The 18,735-nt window shown below is 69.9% G+C and carries 22 protein-coding genes; 17 read left to right on the forward strand and 5 right to left on the reverse strand.

Annotated features, from left to right (window positions below):
* The first annotated feature begins 39 nt into the window (after nucleotides 1-39).
* From rpmE to EIW28_RS06715, 16 genes are all read left to right on the forward strand, one after another.
* Entirely contained in the window at nucleotides 40-270 is a 231-nt protein-coding gene (gene rpmE / locus EIW28_RS06640; protein ID WP_106364949.1) for a 50S ribosomal protein L31, read from the forward strand.
* Nucleotides 271-362: 92 nt separating this feature from the next.
* Nucleotides 363-1,448 carry a peptide chain release factor 1 gene (gene prfA, locus EIW28_RS06645; RefSeq protein WP_125246941.1) on the forward strand — a complete coding sequence of 362 codons (1,086 nt, stop codon included), beginning with the start codon at nucleotides 363-365 and terminating at the stop codon, nucleotides 1,446-1,448.
* Nucleotides 1,445-2,278, forward strand: coding sequence for a peptide chain release factor N(5)-glutamine methyltransferase (gene prmC, locus EIW28_RS06650; protein ID WP_125246942.1), 834 nt, complete (start codon nucleotides 1,445-1,447; stop codon nucleotides 2,276-2,278). The genes prfA and prmC overlap by 4 nt, the downstream gene beginning before the upstream one ends.
* On the forward strand, nucleotides 2,275-3,024 hold the full coding sequence (locus EIW28_RS06655; protein ID WP_125246943.1) for an L-threonylcarbamoyladenylate synthase: 750 nt from the start codon (nucleotides 2,275-2,277) through the stop codon (nucleotides 3,022-3,024). Before prmC ends, EIW28_RS06655 begins: the two co-directional genes overlap by 4 nt.
* A complete protein-coding gene (locus tag EIW28_RS06660; protein WP_232013828.1) occupies nucleotides 3,021-3,572 on the forward strand; it encodes an arsenate reductase/protein-tyrosine-phosphatase family protein in 552 nt (183 codons plus the stop codon). The genes EIW28_RS06655 and EIW28_RS06660 overlap by 4 nt, the downstream gene beginning before the upstream one ends.
* Nucleotides 3,569-3,970: a hypothetical protein gene (locus EIW28_RS06665; protein WP_125246944.1), complete on the forward strand. Its 402-nt coding sequence runs from the start codon at nucleotides 3,569-3,571 to the stop codon at nucleotides 3,968-3,970. The genes EIW28_RS06660 and EIW28_RS06665 overlap by 4 nt, the downstream gene beginning before the upstream one ends.
* Before the next feature lie 131 nt (nucleotides 3,971-4,101).
* Complete coding sequence (locus EIW28_RS06670; RefSeq protein WP_125246945.1) at nucleotides 4,102-4,320, forward strand: AtpZ/AtpI family protein; 219 nt, start codon at nucleotides 4,102-4,104, stop codon at nucleotides 4,318-4,320.
* Between the two features lie 34 nt (nucleotides 4,321-4,354).
* Complete coding sequence (gene atpB, locus EIW28_RS06675) at nucleotides 4,355-5,167, forward strand: F0F1 ATP synthase subunit A (RefSeq protein WP_125246946.1); 813 nt, start codon at nucleotides 4,355-4,357, stop codon at nucleotides 5,165-5,167.
* Between the two features lie 95 nt (nucleotides 5,168-5,262).
* A complete protein-coding gene (locus EIW28_RS06680) occupies nucleotides 5,263-5,466 on the forward strand; it encodes an ATP synthase subunit c family protein (RefSeq protein WP_125246947.1) in 204 nt (67 codons plus the stop codon).
* A 20-nt stretch (nucleotides 5,467-5,486) separates the two neighbouring features.
* Nucleotides 5,487-6,032, forward strand: coding sequence for a F0F1 ATP synthase subunit B (locus EIW28_RS06685; protein ID WP_125246948.1), 546 nt, complete (start codon nucleotides 5,487-5,489; stop codon nucleotides 6,030-6,032).
* On the forward strand, nucleotides 6,029-6,847 hold the full coding sequence (locus tag EIW28_RS06690; RefSeq protein ID WP_408612193.1) for a F0F1 ATP synthase subunit delta: 819 nt from the start codon (nucleotides 6,029-6,031) through the stop codon (nucleotides 6,845-6,847). The genes EIW28_RS06685 and EIW28_RS06690 overlap by 4 nt, the downstream gene beginning before the upstream one ends.
* A gap of 34 nt (nucleotides 6,848-6,881) precedes the next feature.
* A complete protein-coding gene (atpA, locus tag EIW28_RS06695; protein ID WP_125246950.1) occupies nucleotides 6,882-8,516 on the forward strand; it encodes a F0F1 ATP synthase subunit alpha in 1,635 nt (544 codons plus the stop codon).
* A 2-nt stretch (nucleotides 8,517-8,518) separates the two neighbouring features.
* The gene (locus EIW28_RS06700) at nucleotides 8,519-9,457 is read left to right on the forward strand and encodes a F0F1 ATP synthase subunit gamma (protein WP_125246951.1); all 939 of its coding nucleotides are present in this window, start codon (nucleotides 8,519-8,521) and stop codon (nucleotides 9,455-9,457) included.
* Nucleotides 9,458-9,459: 2 nt separating this feature from the next.
* Nucleotides 9,460-10,887: a F0F1 ATP synthase subunit beta gene (atpD, locus tag EIW28_RS06705; RefSeq protein ID WP_125246952.1), complete on the forward strand. Its 1,428-nt coding sequence runs from the start codon at nucleotides 9,460-9,462 to the stop codon at nucleotides 10,885-10,887.
* 164 nt (nucleotides 10,888-11,051) lie between these two features.
* Complete coding sequence (locus tag EIW28_RS06710; RefSeq protein WP_197717126.1) at nucleotides 11,052-12,149, forward strand: helix-turn-helix domain-containing protein; 1,098 nt, start codon at nucleotides 11,052-11,054, stop codon at nucleotides 12,147-12,149.
* A gap of 17 nt (nucleotides 12,150-12,166) precedes the next feature.
* Complete coding sequence (locus EIW28_RS06715) at nucleotides 12,167-12,703, forward strand: hypothetical protein (RefSeq protein ID WP_125246954.1); 537 nt, start codon at nucleotides 12,167-12,169, stop codon at nucleotides 12,701-12,703.
* Nucleotides 12,704-12,717: 14 nt separating this feature from the next.
* On the opposite strand, the gene EIW28_RS06720 is transcribed toward EIW28_RS06715, so the two are convergent.
* Together EIW28_RS06720 and EIW28_RS06725 are read right to left on the reverse strand one after the other, a co-directional pair.
* Nucleotides 12,718-13,647 carry a glycosyltransferase family 2 protein gene (locus tag EIW28_RS06720; RefSeq protein ID WP_125246955.1) on the reverse strand — a complete coding sequence of 310 codons (930 nt, stop codon included), beginning with the start codon at nucleotides 13,645-13,647 and terminating at the stop codon, nucleotides 12,718-12,720.
* Nucleotides 13,640-14,659: a sulfotransferase gene (locus tag EIW28_RS06725; RefSeq protein WP_125246956.1), complete on the reverse strand. Its 1,020-nt coding sequence runs from the start codon at nucleotides 14,657-14,659 to the stop codon at nucleotides 13,640-13,642. Before EIW28_RS06725 ends, EIW28_RS06720 begins: the two co-directional genes overlap by 8 nt.
* 122 nt (nucleotides 14,660-14,781) lie before the next feature.
* Here EIW28_RS06725 and EIW28_RS06730 point away from each other — a divergent pair, with 122 nt between their 5' ends.
* Nucleotides 14,782-15,603, forward strand: coding sequence for a WecB/TagA/CpsF family glycosyltransferase (locus tag EIW28_RS06730; protein WP_125246957.1), 822 nt, complete (start codon nucleotides 14,782-14,784; stop codon nucleotides 15,601-15,603).
* 51 nt (nucleotides 15,604-15,654) lie between these two features.
* On the opposite strand, the gene EIW28_RS06735 is transcribed toward EIW28_RS06730, so the two are convergent.
* The 3 genes from EIW28_RS06735 to EIW28_RS06745 are packed head-to-tail and all read right to left on the reverse strand — an operon-like array spanning nucleotide 15,655 to nucleotide 18,727.
* Nucleotides 15,655-16,386, reverse strand: a complete 732-nt coding sequence (locus EIW28_RS06735; RefSeq protein WP_125246958.1) for a class I SAM-dependent methyltransferase — start codon at nucleotides 16,384-16,386, stop codon at nucleotides 15,655-15,657.
* Nucleotides 16,387-16,397: 11 nt separating this feature from the next.
* Nucleotides 16,398-17,876 (reverse strand): MATE family efflux transporter, encoded by a 1,479-nt coding sequence (locus EIW28_RS06740; RefSeq protein ID WP_125246959.1) that lies wholly within the window; start codon nucleotides 17,874-17,876, stop codon nucleotides 16,398-16,400.
* A complete protein-coding gene (locus EIW28_RS06745; protein ID WP_125246960.1) occupies nucleotides 17,843-18,727 on the reverse strand; it encodes a sulfotransferase family protein in 885 nt (294 codons plus the stop codon). The genes EIW28_RS06740 and EIW28_RS06745 overlap by 34 nt, the downstream gene beginning before the upstream one ends.
* Nucleotides 18,728-18,735: the final 8 nt, after the last annotated feature.

The following is an 18,735-nucleotide window of genomic DNA, read 5'->3' on the forward strand; positions in this document are numbered from 1 at the left end:
CCCTCCGGCCGACCCGGCGACCGACATGAAAGGGAAGTCATGAAAGAGGGCATCCACCCTGAGTACGTCGTCACCGAGGTGACCTGCTCCTGCGGGAACAGCTTCACCACCCGGTCGACGGTGACCAGCGGCAAGATCCAGGCTGCGACCTGCAACAAGTGCCACCCGTTCTACACCGGCAAGCAGCGCATCCTCGACACCGGCGGTCGCGTGGCCAAGTTCAAGGCCCGCTACGCCAAGGCTGCCGAGAAGGCTCAGGCCGGCAAGTAGCTTTGCTGCGCGGCGCTCGTGTCCTCGACACGGGCGCCGCGTTTTTTCGTCCGTCAACCTGGTACGCAAGGCTCACTTTCTAAGGAACAGAGATGACTACCGCCGCCGACAACCGCCTGGCCTCGCTCCTCGCCGAGTACAAGGACCTCGAGGTCCAGATGGGCGACCCCGCCCTGCACGCCGACCCGGCCCAGGCCCGGCGGGTCGGCCGCCGCTACGCCGAGCTGTCCCCGATCGCCAAGACCGCCGAGGACATCGCGACCGCGAAGGACGACCTGGAGACCGCCGAGGAGCTCGCGAAGGAGGACCCGGACTTCGCCGAGGAGGCCGAGGGCCTGCGCAAGCGCATCCCCGAGCTGGAGGAGAAGCTCGCCGAGCTGCTCGTGCCGCGCGACCCCGACGACTCCAAGGACGTCATCATCGAGATCAAGGCCGGCGCGGGCGGCGAGGAGTCCGGCCTGTTCGCCGGGGACCTCATGCGCATGTACCTGCGCTACTTCGAGCGCCAGGGCTGGGCGGTCGAGACCCTGGAGATGGTCCCGACCGACCTCGGCGGCGTCAAGGACTCCTCGATCGCCGTGCGCACCAAGGGCAATCCCGAGGGCGGCAACGGCGTGTGGTCCCGCATGAAGTTCGAGGGCGGCGTCCACCGGGTGCAGCGCGTGCCCGTCACCGAGTCCCAGGGCCGCGTGCACACCTCCGCGGCCGCGGTCGTGGTCATGCCCGAGGCCGAAGAGGTCGACTTCGAGCTGAACATGAACGACGTCCGCGTCGACGTGTACCGCTCCTCCGGCCCCGGCGGCCAGTCGGTCAACACCACCGACTCCGCGGTGCGCCTCACCCACGTGCCCACCGGCGTGGTCGTGACCTCGCAGAACGAGAAGAGCCAGCTCCAGAACAAGGAGGCGGCCATCAAGGTCCTGCGCGCCCGCCTGCTCGCCAAGCAGCAGGAGGAGGCCGCCGCCGCGGCCGGCGCCGCGCGGCTCCTCCAGGTCCGCACCGCCGACCGGTCCGAGCGCATCCGCACCTACAACTTCCCGCAGAACCGGCTCACCGACCACCGCATCGGCTTCACCGCGTACAACCTCGACCAGGTCATGGACGGCTCCCTCGACGAGGTCCTCGACGCCCTCGCCGCCGCCGACCGCGCCGACCGCATGGCGCGCGGCGCCGAATGACCTGGGCCGAAGCCGTCGCCGCGGCCGCCGAGCGGCTCGCGGCGGCCGGCGTCGCCTCCCCGCGGGTCGACGCCGAACTGCTCGCCGCCCACGTCTCCGGGCTCAAGCGCGCGCAGCTCCTCATCGCCGACGGCCCCGACGCGGGCCGCCTGGCACAGTTCGAGGCGCTCGTCGCGCGCCGCGCCACCCGCGAACCGCTCCAGCACCTCACCGGCTCCGCCGCGTTCCGCTACGGCGAACTCGCGGTCGGGCCCGGCGTGTTCGTGCCCCGGCCCGAGACCGAACTCCTCGTGGACTGGGCCCTGGAGCACCTGCCCAAGGGCGGCACCGTGATCGACGCCTGCTCCGGCTCCGGCGCGGTGGCCTACTCGATCGCGACCGAGCGGCCCGACGCCCGCGTGTGGGCCGTCGAGATCGACCCCGACGCCTTCGAATGGCTCGAGTCGAACCTCGAAGGCACCGGCGCCGTCCCCGTGCTCGCCGACGCCGTCGCCCCCGGCACGCTCGCCGAACTCGACGGGCAGGTCGACCTCGTCACCGCGAACCCGCCGTACGTGCCGTTCGAGATCGAAGTCGCCCCCGAGGTCGAATTCGACCCGTCCGGGGCCGTCTACGCCGCCGAGGCCGGGCTCGCGGTGATCCAGCCGCTCGCAGTGCGCGCCGCGCGCTGGCTCAGGCCCGGCGGCTGGTTCGGGTTCGAGCACGACGACACGCACGGCACCGTGGCCCCCGAGATCCTGCGGGTCAGCGGCTTCACCGATGCGGAGGACCACGACGACCTCGCCGGCCGGCCGAGGTTCGCGACGGGAAGGCTAGGCTTGCTGCCGTGAGGCTGTTCAATTGCAGGAAGATCAAGGACCGCGCCACCGGGATCAAGTCCGCCGCGCGCGCCGTCACCGGCGGCCGCCTGGTCGTCATCCCCACCGACACCGTGTACGGGATCGGCTGTGACGCGTTCAACCACGCCGCCGTGAAGGCGCTCCTCGCCGCCAAGGGCCGCGGCCGCGACATGGCGCCGCCGGTCCTCATCGGCTCCAAGCGGGCCCTCGACGGCATCGCCTCCGACGTCCCCGACTCCGCCAAGGAGCTCATCGAGGCGTTCTGGCCCGGCCCGCTCACCGTGGTCGTGCCCTACACCCCGACCCTGACCTGGGACCTCGGCGACACCGACGGCACCGTCGCGGTGCGCATGCCGCTGCACCCCCTCGCGCTCGAACTGCTCAAGGAGACCGGCCCCATGGCCGTGTCCTCCGCGAACAAGCACGGCCAGCCCCCGGCGGAGACCGCCACCGACGCGAAGGCCCAGCTCGGCTCGGACGTCTCCGTCTACCTGGAGGCCGGCCCCAGTGAGGACAACCTGCCGTCGACGATCGTCGACTGCGTCGCGCACCCGCCGCAGATCCTCCGCGAAGGCGCGCTCACGCTCGAGCAGATCCGCAAGATCGTCCCCGACACGCTCGACCGCGACGGCTACGGCCCCGGCCAGCGCCCCGAGGACCAGGAGGACGAGGCCGAGGACGGCGCGGAGACCGCCGCCGAGGCGCCCGCGGAGCAGTCCGAGGAGACGCAGGCGTGACCCCGCCCTTCTCGGTCCTCCACGTGTGCACCGGCAACATCTGCCGGTCGCCGATGTCCGAGCGCATCCTCGACGGGCTCACCGGCGACGACGTGTACAACCACGGCGCCGGCACCTCGTCGTGGCACGAGGGCGAGAACATGCAGCCGTTCTCCGCGAGCGAGCTCGAGGACCGCGGCTACGACGCCGCCGGCCACGGCGCGCGGCACCTGAGCCGCGCCCAGCTCGCGGCCTCCGACCTGGTCCTCGTCGCCACCACCGGGCACCTCGAGTTCATCGCGGAGTCCTACCCCGAGGCCGCCGGCAAGACGTTCCTGGTCCGCACCTTCGGCCGCATCGCCGCCGACGCCGCGGCCGAGCTCCCCGACGGCGACGTGCACACCCGCGGCAAGGCGCTCGTGGCGCTGGCCGAGCAGCGGCGCGGCGAGTACGAGGCGGCCGACCTGGCCGACCCGTGGGGGATGAGCCGCGCCGAGTACGCGCGGATCGCCGACCAGCTCGAGGCCGCGCTCAAGCCGGTCGCGGCCGCGCTCGAAGGGGACGCGTGAGGACCGCGCGCGGCTTCCTGAAGCCCTGCTTCGCCGTCGCGGGGATCGCGGCGGCCGTCGCCGCGGTCGCCGGGTGGCTCGCGGCCGGGGGCGTCGGCGCCTGGGCCGCTCCGGCCGGAGTGGCCTTGGCCGCCTTGGGGTTCGCGGGCTCGGTGCAGGCGGTCGCGGCCGTCGAGAGGATTGACCTTCGTCTCACTCTCCTTATGGCCTTGATCACATACGCGCTCAAGCTCGTCGTCGCGCTCATTGCACTGTGGACTGTGCGATCGACGGTTCCCGATGCCTTGCTCCCGTTCGCCTGGGGGATCGTCGGCGGGGCCGTCGTGTGGCTCGCGACCCAGGCTGTCTGGGCTTATAAGGCGAAGATTCCTTACATCGAGCTCGACCAGCGGTCTTGACGCCTCCTTGACGCCTTCCGCCCCGCGACACGCGGTGTTTCCAAGAGGTTGACAATTCCGCACCGATGGCGCTCATCTCAGCGAACCCGCTGGGCAGTTCCTGTGTAGTAGCTGTTAGAGTTCAATCCGACATGGCCGACATGGAACCCCCCGATCGCAAACCCCAGCCCAACGGCTCTGACATGGGCTGGCGCGCTCTGGGATATCTGCTGTCCGGGATCATCGTCTGGGGTGGTCTCGGATATCTCGTCGACCTGTGGCTCGAACTGCCCAAAGTCGGGCTCCTGGTAGGGATGCTGGTCGGTGCTGGAGCGGGGATGTACCTGCTCATCAAGCAGATGTCGCCGTAGATTTGACCGACACTGACTGAGAGGCGTGGCTCGCGTGACCGACTCAGCCATCGTGCTGGCCGAAGGGGAGTCCCACTTCCCGCCCGGTATCCACAGCTTTGACTTTGCCGACTGGTTCTCCGGGCTCACCGGCACCGCGCTCGCCCACATGTTCACCACCATCACCATGGCGGTCTGGGCGACCGTCGCGATCCTCATCGTCTTCTTCCTGTGGGCCTACCGCAAGCCCCAGATCGTCCCCACCAAGAAGCAGTGGCTCGCCGAATCGGCCTACGGCTTCATCCGGAACACCGTCGCCATCGACCTCATGGGCAAGAAGGACGGCGTGCGCTTCGCCCCGTACCTCGCGACGCTGTTCCTGTTCATCGTCCTCATGAACTTCTGGGCCATCGTGCCCGGCGTCCAGATCTCGCCGAACGCGCACATCGCGTTCCCGGCGATGCTGGCGGTCCTGTCCTGGATCATGTACGTCTGGGTCGGCATCAAGCAGCACGGCCTGGTGAAGTGGCTCAAGATCACCGTGGTGCCGCCGGGCGCCCCGGCCTTCGTCCTGCCGCTGCTGATCCCGATCGAGATCCTCCAGAACATCATCCTGCGGCCGGTCACCCTCGCCCTGCGGCTGTTCGCGAACATGTTCGCCGGCCACCTCATCCTGCTGGTCTTCATCCTCGGCGGGTTCGAGATGCTCAACTCGAGCAACTTCTTCATCCAGGGCCTGTCGGTCTTCTCGTTCGCCATGGGCATCGCGATGACGCTCTTCGAGCTCATCGTCATCCTGCTCCAGGCGTACGTGTTCACCCTGCTGACCGGCATGTACATCCAGGGGTCCCTCGCCGAGGAGCACTAGTCCTCGCCGGCTTCCACCCCCACCCACAGATTTCGCAATTGAACAACATCGTGCGCGTGACGGACACGCCACGCTGAAACCTAGGAGAAAACGCCATGGAAGGCTCTGTCAGCGTCATCGGTTACGGTCTCGCCGCGATCGGCCCCGGTATCGGTGTGGCTCTCATCTTCGCCGCGTGGATCACCGCGACCGCGCGTCAGCCCGAGTCGGCCGGCATCACCCGTCCGATGCTGTTCATGGGCTTCGCCCTCGTCGAGGTTCTGGCCCTGTTCGGCCTGGTCCTCGCGTTCATCAACTAGCCACCACACACGGAGCGAACATGATTCTCGCCGCCGAAGAAGGAGGCACCGGCATCCTCTTCCCGATCTGGCAGGAGATGCTGATCGGGGCCATCGCCTTCGGTCTGCTCTGCTTCGTGCTCATCAAGTTCGTCTTCCCCCGCATGGAGAAGACGTTCGAAGCACGGGTCGACGCGATCGAGGGCGGCATCGAGCGCGCCGAGCGCGCTCAGGAAGAGGCCAACCAGACGCTCGAGGAGTACCGCCGGAAGCTCGCCACCGCGCAGGAGGAGGCCGCGGCGATCCGCGACGAGGCCCGCGCGACCGCCGAGGCCAGCAAGGAGGAGATCCTCGTCTCCGCCCGCGAAGAGGCCAACCGCATCATCGCGGCCGGTCACGCCCAGGCCGAGGCCTCGCGCCAGCAGCTCATCCGCGAGCTGCGCAGCGAGGTCGGCCACCTGGCGGTCGACCTGGCCGGGAAGATCATCGGCCAGCGCCTCGCCGGCGACGCCGACACGACCGCGACCGTCGACCGGTTCCTGGCCGAGATCGTGGACGAGACGGCTGAGACGAGCGGAGCACGCTGATGTCGACGACTGGACGCGAAAGCATCGAGGCCGGCCGGGCCGTGCTGGAGGCACTGGACGCCTCCGCCGAGCAGTTCACCGAGTGCGGCGATCAGCTGCTGCAGGTAACGAGGTTCCTCGTCGACCAGCCTCGGCTGCGTCGCGCCCTGTCCGACCCCGCCCGCAAGGCGGACGACCGGGAGGGCCTGATCCGTCAGCTCCTCGCCGGTCAAGTCGGCGACACCGCCGCTGACGTGGTGGCCGCGCTGGTGCGCGGCCGCTGGGGCACCCCGTCCGAACTCATGGACGGCACCGAGCAGCTCGCCGTCGAGGCGCTGCTGCTCGCCGCCGCCAAGGACGGCAGCCTGGCGAACGTCGAAGACGAGCTGTTCCGCTTCGGGCGGCTCGTCGACGGCGACGCCGAGCTGGCCTCGGTCCTCGGCGCCTCCGGCACCGACCCCAAGGGCCGCGCCTCGCTGACCGAGCAGTTGCTCGCCGGCAAGGCCGAACCCGTGACGGTGAAGCTCGCGACCGCCGCATGCTTCGGCATCGGCGGGCGCAGCTTCCACGCCTCACTGGCCCACCTGGTCGAGGTCGCCGCGGCGGCCCGCGACGAGTCCGTGGCCTACGTGACCGTGGCCCAGCCGCTCGACGAGAACGGCGAGCGCCAGCTCGGCGCCAAGCTCTCGCTCGTGTACGGCCGCCCGGTGGCGCTCAAGGTCACCGTCGACCCCGCGATCGTCGGGGGCATCCGGGTGCAAGTCGGCTCGGACCTGTGGGACGGCACCGTCTCGCGTCGCCTCGACGAAGCCCGCCAAGCCTTGGCCGGACGCTGATCCAGCCGGTAGAAACAGAAAGGGAAACGTTCAGATGGCTGAATTGACCATCTCCTCTGACGAGATCCGCAGCGCGCTCGACGCCTACGTCTCGTCGTACCGGCCGGAGATCACCCGCGAAGAGGTCGGTACCGTCATGAGCGCCGGCGACGGCATCGCGATCGTCGAGGGCCTGCCCTCCGTCATGGCCAACGAGCTCCTGGAGTTCGAGGGCGGCGTGATGGGCCTGGCCCTGAACCTCGACGTGCGCGAGATCGGCGTCGTCCTCCTCGGCGACCCGACCAAGGTCGGCGAGGGCCAGCCCGTCAAGCGGACCGGCAAGGTCCTCTCGGTGCCGGTCGGCGACAAGTTCCTCGGCCGCGTCGTCGACGCGCTGGGCAACCCGATCGACGACCTCGGCGAGATCGAGGCCGAGACCGAGCGGGAGCTCGAGGCCCAGGCCCCGAACGTCATCAACCGCCAGTCGGTGTTCGAGCCGGTCGAGACCGGCATCAAGGCCATCGACTCGATGACCCCCATCGGCCGCGGCCAGCGCCAGCTGATCATCGGCGACCGCAAGACCGGCAAGACGCAGGTCGCGATCGACACGATCATCAACCAGCGCGCCAACTGGGAGTCCGGCGACCCGAACAAGCAGCTGCGCTGCATCTACGTCGCGGTCGGCCAGAAGGGCTCCACCGTCGCGGGCATCAAGGGCATGCTCGAAGAGCACGGCGCGATGGAGTACACCACCATCGTCGCGGCGAACGCCGACGAGCCGGCGGGCCTGAAGTACCTGGCCCCCTACACCGGTTCGGCCATCGGCCAGCACTGGATGTACGGCGGCAAGCACGTCCTCATCGTCTTCGACGACCTGTCGAAGCAGGCCGAGGCCTACCGCACCGTGTCGCTGCTGCTGCGCCGTCCCCCGGGCCGCGAGGCCTTCCCCGGTGACGTCTTCTACCTGCACTCCCGCCTGCTGGAGCGCTGCGCGAAGCTGTCGGACGAGCTGGGCGGCGGTTCGCTGACCGGCCTGCCGATCATCGAGACCAAGGCCGGCGACATCTCGCAGTTCATCCCGACCAACGTCATCTCGATCACCGACGGCCAGGTCTTCCTCGAAGAGGGCCTGTTCAACTCCGGTGTGCGCCCGGCCATCAACGTCGGCACCTCGGTCTCCCGAGTCGGCGGCGCGGCCCAGACCAAGGGCATGCGCTCCGTCGCCGGCTCGCTGCGTCTGGACCTGGCCCAGTACCGCGACCTGGAGGCCTTCGCGGCCTTCGCGTCGGACCTGGACGCCGCGTCGAAGGCCCAGCTGGACCGCGGTCTGCGCCTGGTCGAGCTCCTCAAGCAGGGCGTGGCCGAGCCGTTCCCGATGGGCGAGGAGACCATCTCGATCTGGATGGGCACCTCCGGCGAGCTCGACGACATCCCCGTCGGCGAGGTCCGCCGCTTCGAGCACGAGTTCCTCACCTACATGCGCGCCAACCACAAGGACGTCGTCGCGCAGCTGACGGTGGGCAAGGACAAGGTCGCCGGCGACGTCGAGGACACCCTCAAGCGCGCCGTCGCCAAGTTCAAGCAGATGTTCAAGGCCACCGCCGACGACCTTCACGTGACCGACGCCGCCGAGGACGCCCTGGAGGGCGACGTCGACGTCGAGACCGTCAAGCGCGTCAAGAAGGGTTAGCCATGTCAGCGCAGCTTCGTACTTTGCGCAAGCGGCTGAAGTCGACCCAGTCCATCAAGAAGATCACCAAGGCGCAGGAGCTGGTCGCGACCAGCCGCATCGCCAAGGCGCAGGACCGGGTGGCGGCTTCGCTGCCGTACGCCCGGGCCATGACCGGCGTGATGACGTCCCTGGCGTCGAACGCGTCGATCAACCACCCGCTGCTCCAGCCGCGTGCGGCGGTGCGCCGGGCGGGCGTCCTGGTGGTCACGGCCGACAAGGGGATGTGCGGCGCGTACAACGCGAACGTCATCCGCACGGCCGAGCAGCTGGTCTCCCGGCTCGCCGAGGAGGGCAAGGTCCCGGTCCTGTACGTCGCCGGCCGCAAGGGCGTCGACTACTACCGGTTCCGCTCCCGGCAGATCCAGCAGTCGTGGACCGGGTTCTCCCAGCTGCCGAAGGTCTCGGACGCGCAGGAGATCACCCGGACGCTGCTCGCGGCGTTCATGTCCGGCGCCGACGACGACGGTGACGACGCCGGAGCGGACGGTATCCTTGGGGTCGACGAGCTGCACATCGTCCACACCAAGTTCGTCTCGCTGCTGACGCAGACCCCTGAACCGCGGCAATTGGCTCCCCTCGAGGTCGAGGAGGTCGAGGAGTCCGAGCTCGAAGAGCACGTGCTCCTTCCCGACTACGAGTTCGAGCCGAACCCGGAGGCGCTGCTCGACGCGCTGCTGCCGAAGTACTTGACGACTCGCATCTACGCGGCGCTGATCGACGCCGCGGCCAGCGAGCTGGCGTCGAAGCGTCGGGCCATGAAGGCGGCCTCGGACAATGCCGATGAATTGATCAAGACCCTGCGGCGGAGCGCGAACGCGGCGCGGCAGGCGGCGATCACGCAGGAGATCAGCGAAATCGTGGGTGGGGCCAGTGCCCTTTCCGCCGCAGGAAGAGAGTAACGATGACTGACACTCAAGGAGTGGGGCGCGTCGTACGGGTCATCGGGCCGGTCGTCGACGTCGAGTTCCCGCGCAACGCCATCCCGGCGATCTTCAACGCGCTGCACGTTGACGTGACCTACGGCGGCGACACCAAGACGCTGACCCTGGAGGTCGCGCAGCACCTGGGCGACAACCAGGTCCGCGGCATCTGCATGGCGCCGACCGACGGCCTCGTCCGCGGCGCCGAGGTGCGCGACACGGGCTCCCAGATCAAGGTCCCGGTCGGCGACGGCATCAAGGGCAAGGTCTTCAACGTGCTCGGCGAGTGCCTCAACCTCGCCGAGGGCGAAGAGGTCCAGGCCGACGACCACTGGGAGATCCACCGCCACGCCCCGGCGTTCGCGCAGCTGGAGCCGAAGACCGAGATGCTGGAGACCGGCATCAAGGCCATCGACCTCCTCGCGCCGTACGTCAAGGGCGGCAAGATCGGCCTGTTCGGCGGCGCCGGCGTGGGCAAGACGGTGCTCATCCAGGAGATGATCATCCGCGTCGCCCAGAACTTCGGCGGTTCGTCGGTGTTCGCCGGTGTCGGCGAGCGCACCCGTGAGGGCAACGACCTCATCGCCGAGATGGCCGAGGCCGGCGTCCTCGAGAAGACCTCGCTGGTCTACGGCCAGATGGACGAGCCGCCGGGCGTGCGCCTCCGCGTCGCCCTGTCGGCCCTGACCATGGCCGAGTACTTCCGCGACGTCAAGAACCAGGAGGTGCTGCTCTTCATCGACAACATCTTCCGGTTCACGCAGGCCGGTTCGGAGACCTCCGCGCTGCTGGGCCGCATGCCCTCGGCCGTGGGCTACCAGCCGACCCTCGCCGACGAGATGGGTGAGCTCCAGGAGCGCATCACCTCGCTGCGCGGCAAGGCCATCACCTCGATGCAGGCCGTGTACGTCCCCGCGGACGACTACACCGACCCGGCGCCGTTCACCGCGTTCACCCACCTGGACGCGACGACGAACCTCGAGCGGAAGATCTCCGACAAGGGCATCTACCCCGCGATCGACCCGCTGGCCTCGAACTCCCGCATCCTGGAGCCCGAGGTCGTCGGCGCCGAGCACTACGCGGTCGCGTCGACGGTGAAGCAGATCCTCCAGAAGTACAACGAACTTCAGGACATCATCGCGATCCTCGGCATGGACGAGCTGTCCGAAGAGGACAAGCTCGTCGTGGGCCGCGCCCGCCGCATCGAGCGCTTCCTGTCGCAGAACACGTTCGCGGCGAAGCAGTTCACCGGCGTCGAGGGCTCGTTCGTCCCCGTCAAGGAGACCGTCGAGGCGTTCAAGAAGATCTCCGAGGGCGAGTACGACCACTTCCCCGAGCAGGCGTTCTTCATGTGCGGTGGCCTCGAGGACCTGCACCGGAACGAAGAGGAGCTCCGCAAGAAGGGCTAGCCCTAGCTTGCAGCGCTTGACGAGGGCGGCCCCGGAACCGCGAGGTTCCGGGGCCGCCCTTCCGTCTTCGGCACACGAGAGAACCTTGCGGATGCCGTCAATGTTTTATAACGAAGTCGGCGTGTCGCTGGTCTCACTGCCGCACGTTGTGCGATTATCGCAACATGAAGCTTGAGAAGGAGTGGAAGGCCGTCGGTGAGCGGGTCAGGCGCGCCCGCGTCGCCGAAGGCTTGTCGCAGCTCGAACTCGCCCAACGTATAGGTGTGGACGACCGAACCGTGATCTCGAAGATCGAGCTTGGCGATCGCCGAATCGACGGCATCGAGCTGGTGCAGTTGGCTCAGGTGCTGCGGGTTCCTCTCGACCAGTTCATATTCGACCCTCCTCCTGTCATATCGCGTCGCAGTGGTCTGGTCGCCGAAGAGACCACGGAAGCTGAACGTTCCATGTTCAGAGTGCAGACCGCATTGGTTGCTTGGCTGAGGGATGTGGAGCAGCTGGTCGACACCGGCCTTCTCGATATCCCCGAGCTGATCCCGTATAAGGGACCGAAAGGCACGCCCTCGGAAGCCAGAGCCGCCGCGCGTCACTTGCGCCATATCCTTAGGATCGGTGAGAATCCGACTGGCAGCCTGATGACCGTGTCGGAGCGTATCGGCGTCCTTCTCGCTGTCGTGGAGCTTGAAGGCGACGGTGCCAGCGTCGTCAACGGTGACTACGCCGTTGCGGTCGTGAACTTGAAACAGGATTTCGGTCGCCGCCGATCGACGGCCGCGCACGAGCTCGGGCATGTCTTTCTGGGTGACGAGTACTCGAGCGAGATCGCGGTGCATGCTTCCCGAGACCAGCGTGAAGCGGTCATTGATGCTTTCGCTTCGGAATTTCTGCTGCCTTCTGCGGTCCTCCGGCCGCACCACGGCAGATTGACGCGGTCGACGCTCATTAGCATCGCCGCGCGTTATCAGGTGTCGTGGAGCTTGGCCATCAGGCAGGCCGAGTTGGCCGGATGCGTTGAAGAATCGGTGGCGCGCGAATGGGGCGCAAAGCGGCCAACGCGTGCCGAGTTCCTCGACTCTCTTGGATGGGCGCCGCAACCGGACCTTGAACGTATGCGGATTACGCCACTGTTGGCGCATGCGGTGATGGCTGCGTACGAAGCTCGGCTCATTACCGCGGACCGTGCGGTCGAAATCATGAGGGGACAGATCGACGGGCCCGAGGACCTGCCACAGGTCGAGGTGCCTCGGGAGATGATGTGGTAGCGCCGAATGAGGAGGCGTTGGTCTTCGATACCACCTGTCTTTCAGCATTCGCCCTCGCAGATCGCATTGACGTTCTGGGGAATCTGCTCGTGGGACGCCGCTGTTTGACCACCACCGTCGTATTGAATGAGCTTCAGCGCGGCGTGCCTGATCGCCCTGAGCTGCTGGCGGTCGGTGAGCAGGAGTGGCTTATCGCCGAAGCGATCGACGGTTTCGAGCGAGTTATCGAATTCGTCAGGTGGGCGAAGCGCATGGGCGGCAATCCTGATCGAAACCACGGTGAAGCGAGTGTCATGGTCATCGCAGAGGAACTCGGCGCTACCGCGATCATCGACGACAGGGCGGCCAAGCAGGTCGCGGCTGAACACTATCCGCGTGTCCACGGGACTCTCTGGCTTCTCAGCGAGCTTCAGTACAGCGGCAAGATGACTGAGGCTGAAGCGTGTGCCATGGTCGATATGCTTGTGGGAACAGGCATGCGACTTCCATGCAGCGGCAGTGGCTTTCCGGCGTTTGCCAAACAACTTCGGCTCGGAGACCGGTCACGGAAGTGATGTCGACGCTGTCGTCAGATGCCCCGGCCGCGGCGGTGGAGGGCCGCCATCACCGCGGGCACGCCGACGATGCCGGCCGCGGCGGCGGCCGCGACGGCCGCGCGCGGCTCGCCCGGGTTCGCCTTCGTGGCCCGCAGCGCCCACCGCAGGGCCTCCTTGCGGTCGCCGATCGCCGCGTGCCAGCACGCGATCTGCCCGTAGACGCGCGCGGCGCCCTCGGGGCTGCCGTGGATCTCCGGGTGGCGGTCGAGGATCCACCGCAGCGAGGAGATCTTAGTGTCCCAGCGGGTCTCGAAATGCGACCCGGCCCAGTTCACCAGCGCGTACGGGACGTCGACGTGCGCGATCGGCCGGCGCCGGGAGGCCCGCAGGAGCATGTCCCAGTCCTCGTTCTGGCTGCCGGGCGCGTCCTCCGCGACGAGCCCGAGCCCGCCCAGGAGCGCCGAGCGCCGGAACAGGAACGTCGAGGAGTGGAGCATCATCATCCGCGACCTGAGCAGGTCGACGTGGCGGACCGTCGACCTCTGCGCCAGCCGCGCGTTCCGCCGCCCGCGGTAGTCGACCTCGATCGCGGTGGTGCACAGCTCGGCCTCGGTGCCCAGGGCCGCGACCTGCGCGGTGAGCTTCCCCGGGAGCCACTCGTCGTCGTCGTCCAGGAACGCGACCAGATCGGTCTCCAGCGCCGTGATCCCGGTGTTGCGGGCCCCGGCCAGGCCGGGCGTGCGCTCGTTCCTGACGACGCGCACCGGCCGCTTCGACGCCTCGCCGGAGCCGCCGTTGAGCTCCTCCTCGAGGCCCGGGGCCGGCTTGGCCCGGTCGAAGACCACGATGACCTCGAGCTCGCCGGGGTAGAACTGCGTCAGCACCGACCGGAGGGCGGCGCGCATCTGCTGGGGGCGGTCGTGCGTCGGGATCACGACCCCGACGGAGGGCCAGTCAGTCACGGGCGCTCACCTCTTCACGCGCTGGCTCTTCCAAGGGTGCCTCGTCCTCGGCGAGGTAACCGTAGCGTCCCAGGAGCGGGCGCGTGAGCGTCGAGACCATCCGGCGGGTGCCGTCGGGGAGGTCCTCGGTCCACGCCTCGTCCGGGAAGATCGGGATGCGCCCCACGGTGAACCGCATCGGGTTCCCGGCCGCCGAGTGGCTCGGGCCGAGGTCGGCCCAGCCCTCGCCGATGTAGTTCAGGTCCGACTCGACCAGGTCGAGCCCGCAGAACCGGGCCAGGGACGCGATGACGCGCCGCGGGCGCTGGATGATCCGCTCGTACCGGACCCGCCGCACCGGGACCCCGCGGCGAGCCAGGAGGCTGAACGCGGCGTTCTGCGCGTTCCACAGCATCGCGGCCTTCGCGGGGGAGTAGCGCGTCATCTGGTCGCCCGTGGGCGACTCGGGGCGGCGCACCTGCTTCGTCCACGAGTACGCGACGCCGCGCGAGTCGCGCACGACGTGCATGACCCGCAGGTCGATCCGGGGGGACCAGCGCAGGCAGTACGCGAGCGACGCGTGCTTCGAGGAGTCGACGACGACCTGCGCGCGCGTGTCCTTCGCGGCCGCCAGGTAGATGTTCTCGAAGTACTCGACGTACTCGGTGACGAGCTCGTGCTGCGCGGGCGCGAGCTTCCTCGCGGCGAGCGCCGGGATGTGCCGGGTGCGGTCCACGGTGGCCTTCAGGGCGTTCAGCCGCTCGACGTCCACGTTGTCCCAGGACCCGAACGCGCGCTCGCCGATCCGCTGCCAGAACTCGCAGTGCGAGAACGTGGCCCCGCACGCGCACATCTCGTTGCCGACCAGGTCCCGTTCCCACAGGTGGGTGATCTCGCCGAGCGGGACGACCCCGGGCAGCTGCCCCAGCAGGCGCTCCAGGAGCGTGGTGCCGGACCGGCCCAGGCCCCCGATGAAGACCACCTTGACGCGGTTCTCGGACTGCTCGGACTGCTCGGCCGTTCTCCAGCTCACTGAACCCTCGCTCACCCTCGTATTGCCCTGTCGCCCCTATAACGATCCGGGGTGGGGTCGGGGACACGCCCTGCGGCGAAAAATCCCGGAAAACCGCCCCGCGGCCTCTAGCGTCTGATGTCATGGAGCGCTTGGGCCCTGCGCGCGCCGACGGCGTGCCCGCCCCCACTTCCCCGCGAATCCGCCTGGGCGGCATCGGCATCGACCCCGTCACCGGGGCCGAGGCGGTCGCGCGCGTCCTCGCCGCGATCGAAGCGGGACGCGGCGGCCGGATCACCACCCCGAACGTCGACATCCTCGCGGCCGCGCGCCGCAGCGCCGACCTGCGCGCGCTCGTCGACGGCGCCGAGCTCGCGACCGCCGACGGCGCGCCGCTCGTGTGGGCCTCCCGGCTCGCCGGCACGCCGCTGCCCGAACGCGTCGCCGGGTCCGACCTGGTGTGGAGCCTCGCGGCCGCCGCCTCCGAACGGGGACTGCGCCTCGCGCTCCTCGGCGGCACCCCCGACCTCGCCGCGCGCCCGACCGAGCGCGCCGCCGAGGTCCTCGAAACCCGCCACCCGGGCCTGAAGGTCGTCGGCGCGTGGTGCCCGCCGATGGGCTTCGACCGCGACGCGTCCCAGTGGGACGCGCTCGCCGACCGCGTCCGGGCCGCCGCCCCCGACCTCGTCTACGTCGGCCTCGGCTTCCCCAAGCAGGAGCGCGTCGCCGAGCGGCTGCGCGAGGCCGCCCCGCGGGCCTGGTTCCTCGGCTGCGGCGCGAGCATCGACTTCATCGCCGGCTACCGCCGCCGCGCCCCGAAGTGGATGCAGCGCACCGGCACCGAATGGCTGTTCCGGATGTGCTCCGAACCGCGGCGCCTCGCGCGCCGCTACCTCCGCGACGACCTCCCCGAGGCGGTCCGGCTCCTCGCCGAGGCCGCCGGGAAGCGCCGCGGCGAACGCTGAGCGGGCCCCAGTGCGCCGCACGGCGCCCCGCCGGCGGTCCCGGGTGCGCGTCTAGCGCCTGCGGGCGATGTAGACGACGTCCGTGGCCCACTTCGCCATCGGCGAGCACAGCGCCGAGTCCGCGGCCTTCGCGCCCCAGATCCACGGCCGCCGGTAGCAGCCCTGCGTGAACATCGTGAAGCCCTGCATGCCGACCAGCTCGAAGCCGTGCCGGTCGAACAGGTCCGTCATCTCCTCGTGCGACAGCTCCTGGAACCACGTGCTCGCGTCCAGGCGCCCGAACGTCTTGCGCAGGTGCCGCAGCGACGACGCGTTCCCGTGGTTCTCCACCAGCAGCAGCCCCGACTCCGCGTCCGGCAGCGCCATCGACGCGAAGTCCATCAGCTGGTCCCGCAGGTGCACGTCCACATTGAGCACGAACCGGAACGCGGTCACCAGGCGCGGCCGCGTCTCGTCCGGCTCCGGCACCGCCAGGCCCGGCGCCACCAGGTGCGCGTGCCCCGGCGTGCCCAGCTCGCGGCCCTTCCGCAGCATCGCCTCCGAGGTGTCGTAGCCGTGCGACACCGACACCAGGCCCGCCAGCATCCGCGCGACCCGCCCGGTGCCGCAGGCGAAGTCGTGGTGCACCGGCGGCATCCCGAACGCGTGCGGCACGAACCCGCGCAGCCAGCCCGCCTGACGGCTCGACACGATCGACGAGAACGTCCCCGGCGCGTACGTGCGCTCGGCGTACTTCTCGACCGCGGTCGGGTCCTGGAAGACCTCGGTGTAGTTGGCTGCCACGGTGTTCCCCCTCAGATCCTGGTCCGGTAGCGCAGGAGCGCCACCGCCCACGCGGCGCCGGCCGCCGCCAGCGCGGCGAGCGTCCACAGCGGCCCGAACGGGGACGCCGCCAGCGGCAGCACCCCGAACCCGAGGCCCGCCGCGAGCAGGACACGCCGCGTCAGCGCACCGAACGGGTGCAGCCCGAACGTGCGCCACAGCTGCGCCAGTGGAACCAAATTATTGACCAGAACCGCCGCCGACCACGCGATCGCCGCGCCGACGACGCCCATCGTGGGGATCAGCGCCAGGTTCAGCCCGACGTTCACGACGAGGGAGATCGAGACGTCCATGAGCTGCCACGAGGTCTTCCCCGCCATCGACAGCATCGAGTCGACCACGCCGCACGCCGAGCCGACCATCATCGCCGGCACCAGGACCCACACCACCGCGCGGGCCTCGTCCGTCGCGTAGTCGCCGCCGAACAGCCGCAGGTACCAGTCCGCGAGCAGCCCCACCGCCAGGTACACCGGCCACGTCAGCGACACGATCCACGCCGTCGACTCCTGGTACAGCGACCGCGCCGACGCCGGCTCCCCGGCGGCCATCGCCGCCGCCGCGCGCGGCTGCACCGACTGGCCCACCGCGCCCGAGGCCATCTGCCCGACGATCACGAACCGCGTCGCCACCGTGTACACCGCGGCCGGCCCCAGGCCCGCGAGCGCCGCGACCATGATGATGTCGAGCCGCTGGAGCCCGATCTGCGCCACGCTCGCGGCCGCGCGCGGGGCCGTGAACCCCCAGAACGCCCGCGCCGAGACCCGGTCGGGGAATCCCCGGTCCGCCGCGGACCGGCGGTGGCGCCGCAGCAGGTACCAGCCCGCCGCGAGCGCCGCCGGCAGGTACGGCAGCACCCACGCGAACGTGATCCACTGCGCCGTCGCCGTGCCCGCCAGCGCGATCGCGCCCAGGCCGGCGAGCTGCGCGAGCGTGCGCCCCAGCTTGTCGATCACGACCGACGGCCCCATGAGCCGGTAGCCGCGCGTCGCCGCCAGCAGCGCCTCCATCGCGACCGACGCGGGGATGAACACCGCCAGCAGCCGCACCAGGTCCGGGCGCGCGAACATCGGCGCCGCCAGCAGCAGCGCGAGCGCCGCCGCGAACGACGCGAGCGCGGCCGGCCACAGGCCCAGCCGCAGCACCGACCCGATCGCCCCGTCCCGGCCGCTCTTGCGCAGCCGCGCCACCCAGTACACGAGCCCCGTCGGCGTCCCCAGCCGCGCGAGCGCGCCCGCGAGCATGAACACCGAGGTCGCCGCGAAGAACGCGCCCGCCTCCGCGGGGCTCAGCGCGACGGCCGCGAGCCAGGTGACCGCCAGGCCCCCGAGCCCGGAGACCGCGGCCCCGACCAGGTTCGCCAGGCCGCCGCGGGCGGTCCCGCGCAGCTCCTCGCGCGCCCCGGTCTCCGCGGCGGCGGTCAGCGCCGCCAACTCGGCACGCCCCCAAGCCATTCCGCGAGCCGCTCGTCGTAGGGCCCGTAGTGCTCGGTCAAGGACTCCCGCAGCCGCGGCGACATCGGCGAGGGGCGCCCGCGCGCGTTGTGGCGCGCGAACGCGAACTCGCCGATCCACGGCAGCCCCAGGAACCGCAGGACCCGCTCGAACGCGTCCTCGGGCCGGGTGAAGAACTCGCCCGAGTCGAGCACCAGGACCCGGTCGCGGCCGACGTGCGCGGCGAGCGGCTCCAGGAAGTCCGTGTACCGCCCGCGCGCGGTGTACGCGTGGTGCTGGTGGTCGAAGCTGTACAGCGCCGGGTCGCGGCGCAGCCGCTCCTCGACGCCCTCGAGACGGCCCGCCTCGGCCTCGACCGCCTCGGCGAAGTCGGCGATCGGCTCGAACCCGCGCGCCACCTCGTGCGCGTGGTGCGACCACGCCCGCTCGACCGGGTCGCGGACCAGCACGATCACCTTGACGCCGGGCAGGTCCCGCGCGAACCGCGCGGCCGCCAGCGGGTGGTACAGGTAGTACGGGCTCGACTCGAACGCGACCGGCGCGAGCCCGGTGCGGTCGGCGATCCGGGAGGCCGTGCCCTGGGTCGGGAAGTGCCCGCGGTACCAGGCCGGGCCGCGCTGGTAGTTCGTGTCGAAGTAGTGGACGCCCTTGTGGAGCACCGGCTTGAGGATCGCCGGGTGCTGGGCCAGGGCCCGGTACAGGGACGTGGTGCCGCAGCGCTGGCCGCCGCAGACGAGCAGGCCCGGCAGCATCCGCGAGGAGGCCGTCAGGCGCCCGAAGGTGCGCGAGGAGTGGCCGACGACGGCCTTCAGCTGGGTCGGGATGCGTTCGCGCAGTGTCCGCTGGGTCATTCGATGTT

It is taken from the genome of Glycomyces terrestris, from assembly GCF_003933745.1.
In the GTDB taxonomy this organism is placed as follows: Bacteria; Actinomycetota; Actinomycetes; order Mycobacteriales; family Micromonosporaceae; genus Glycomyces; species Glycomyces terrestris.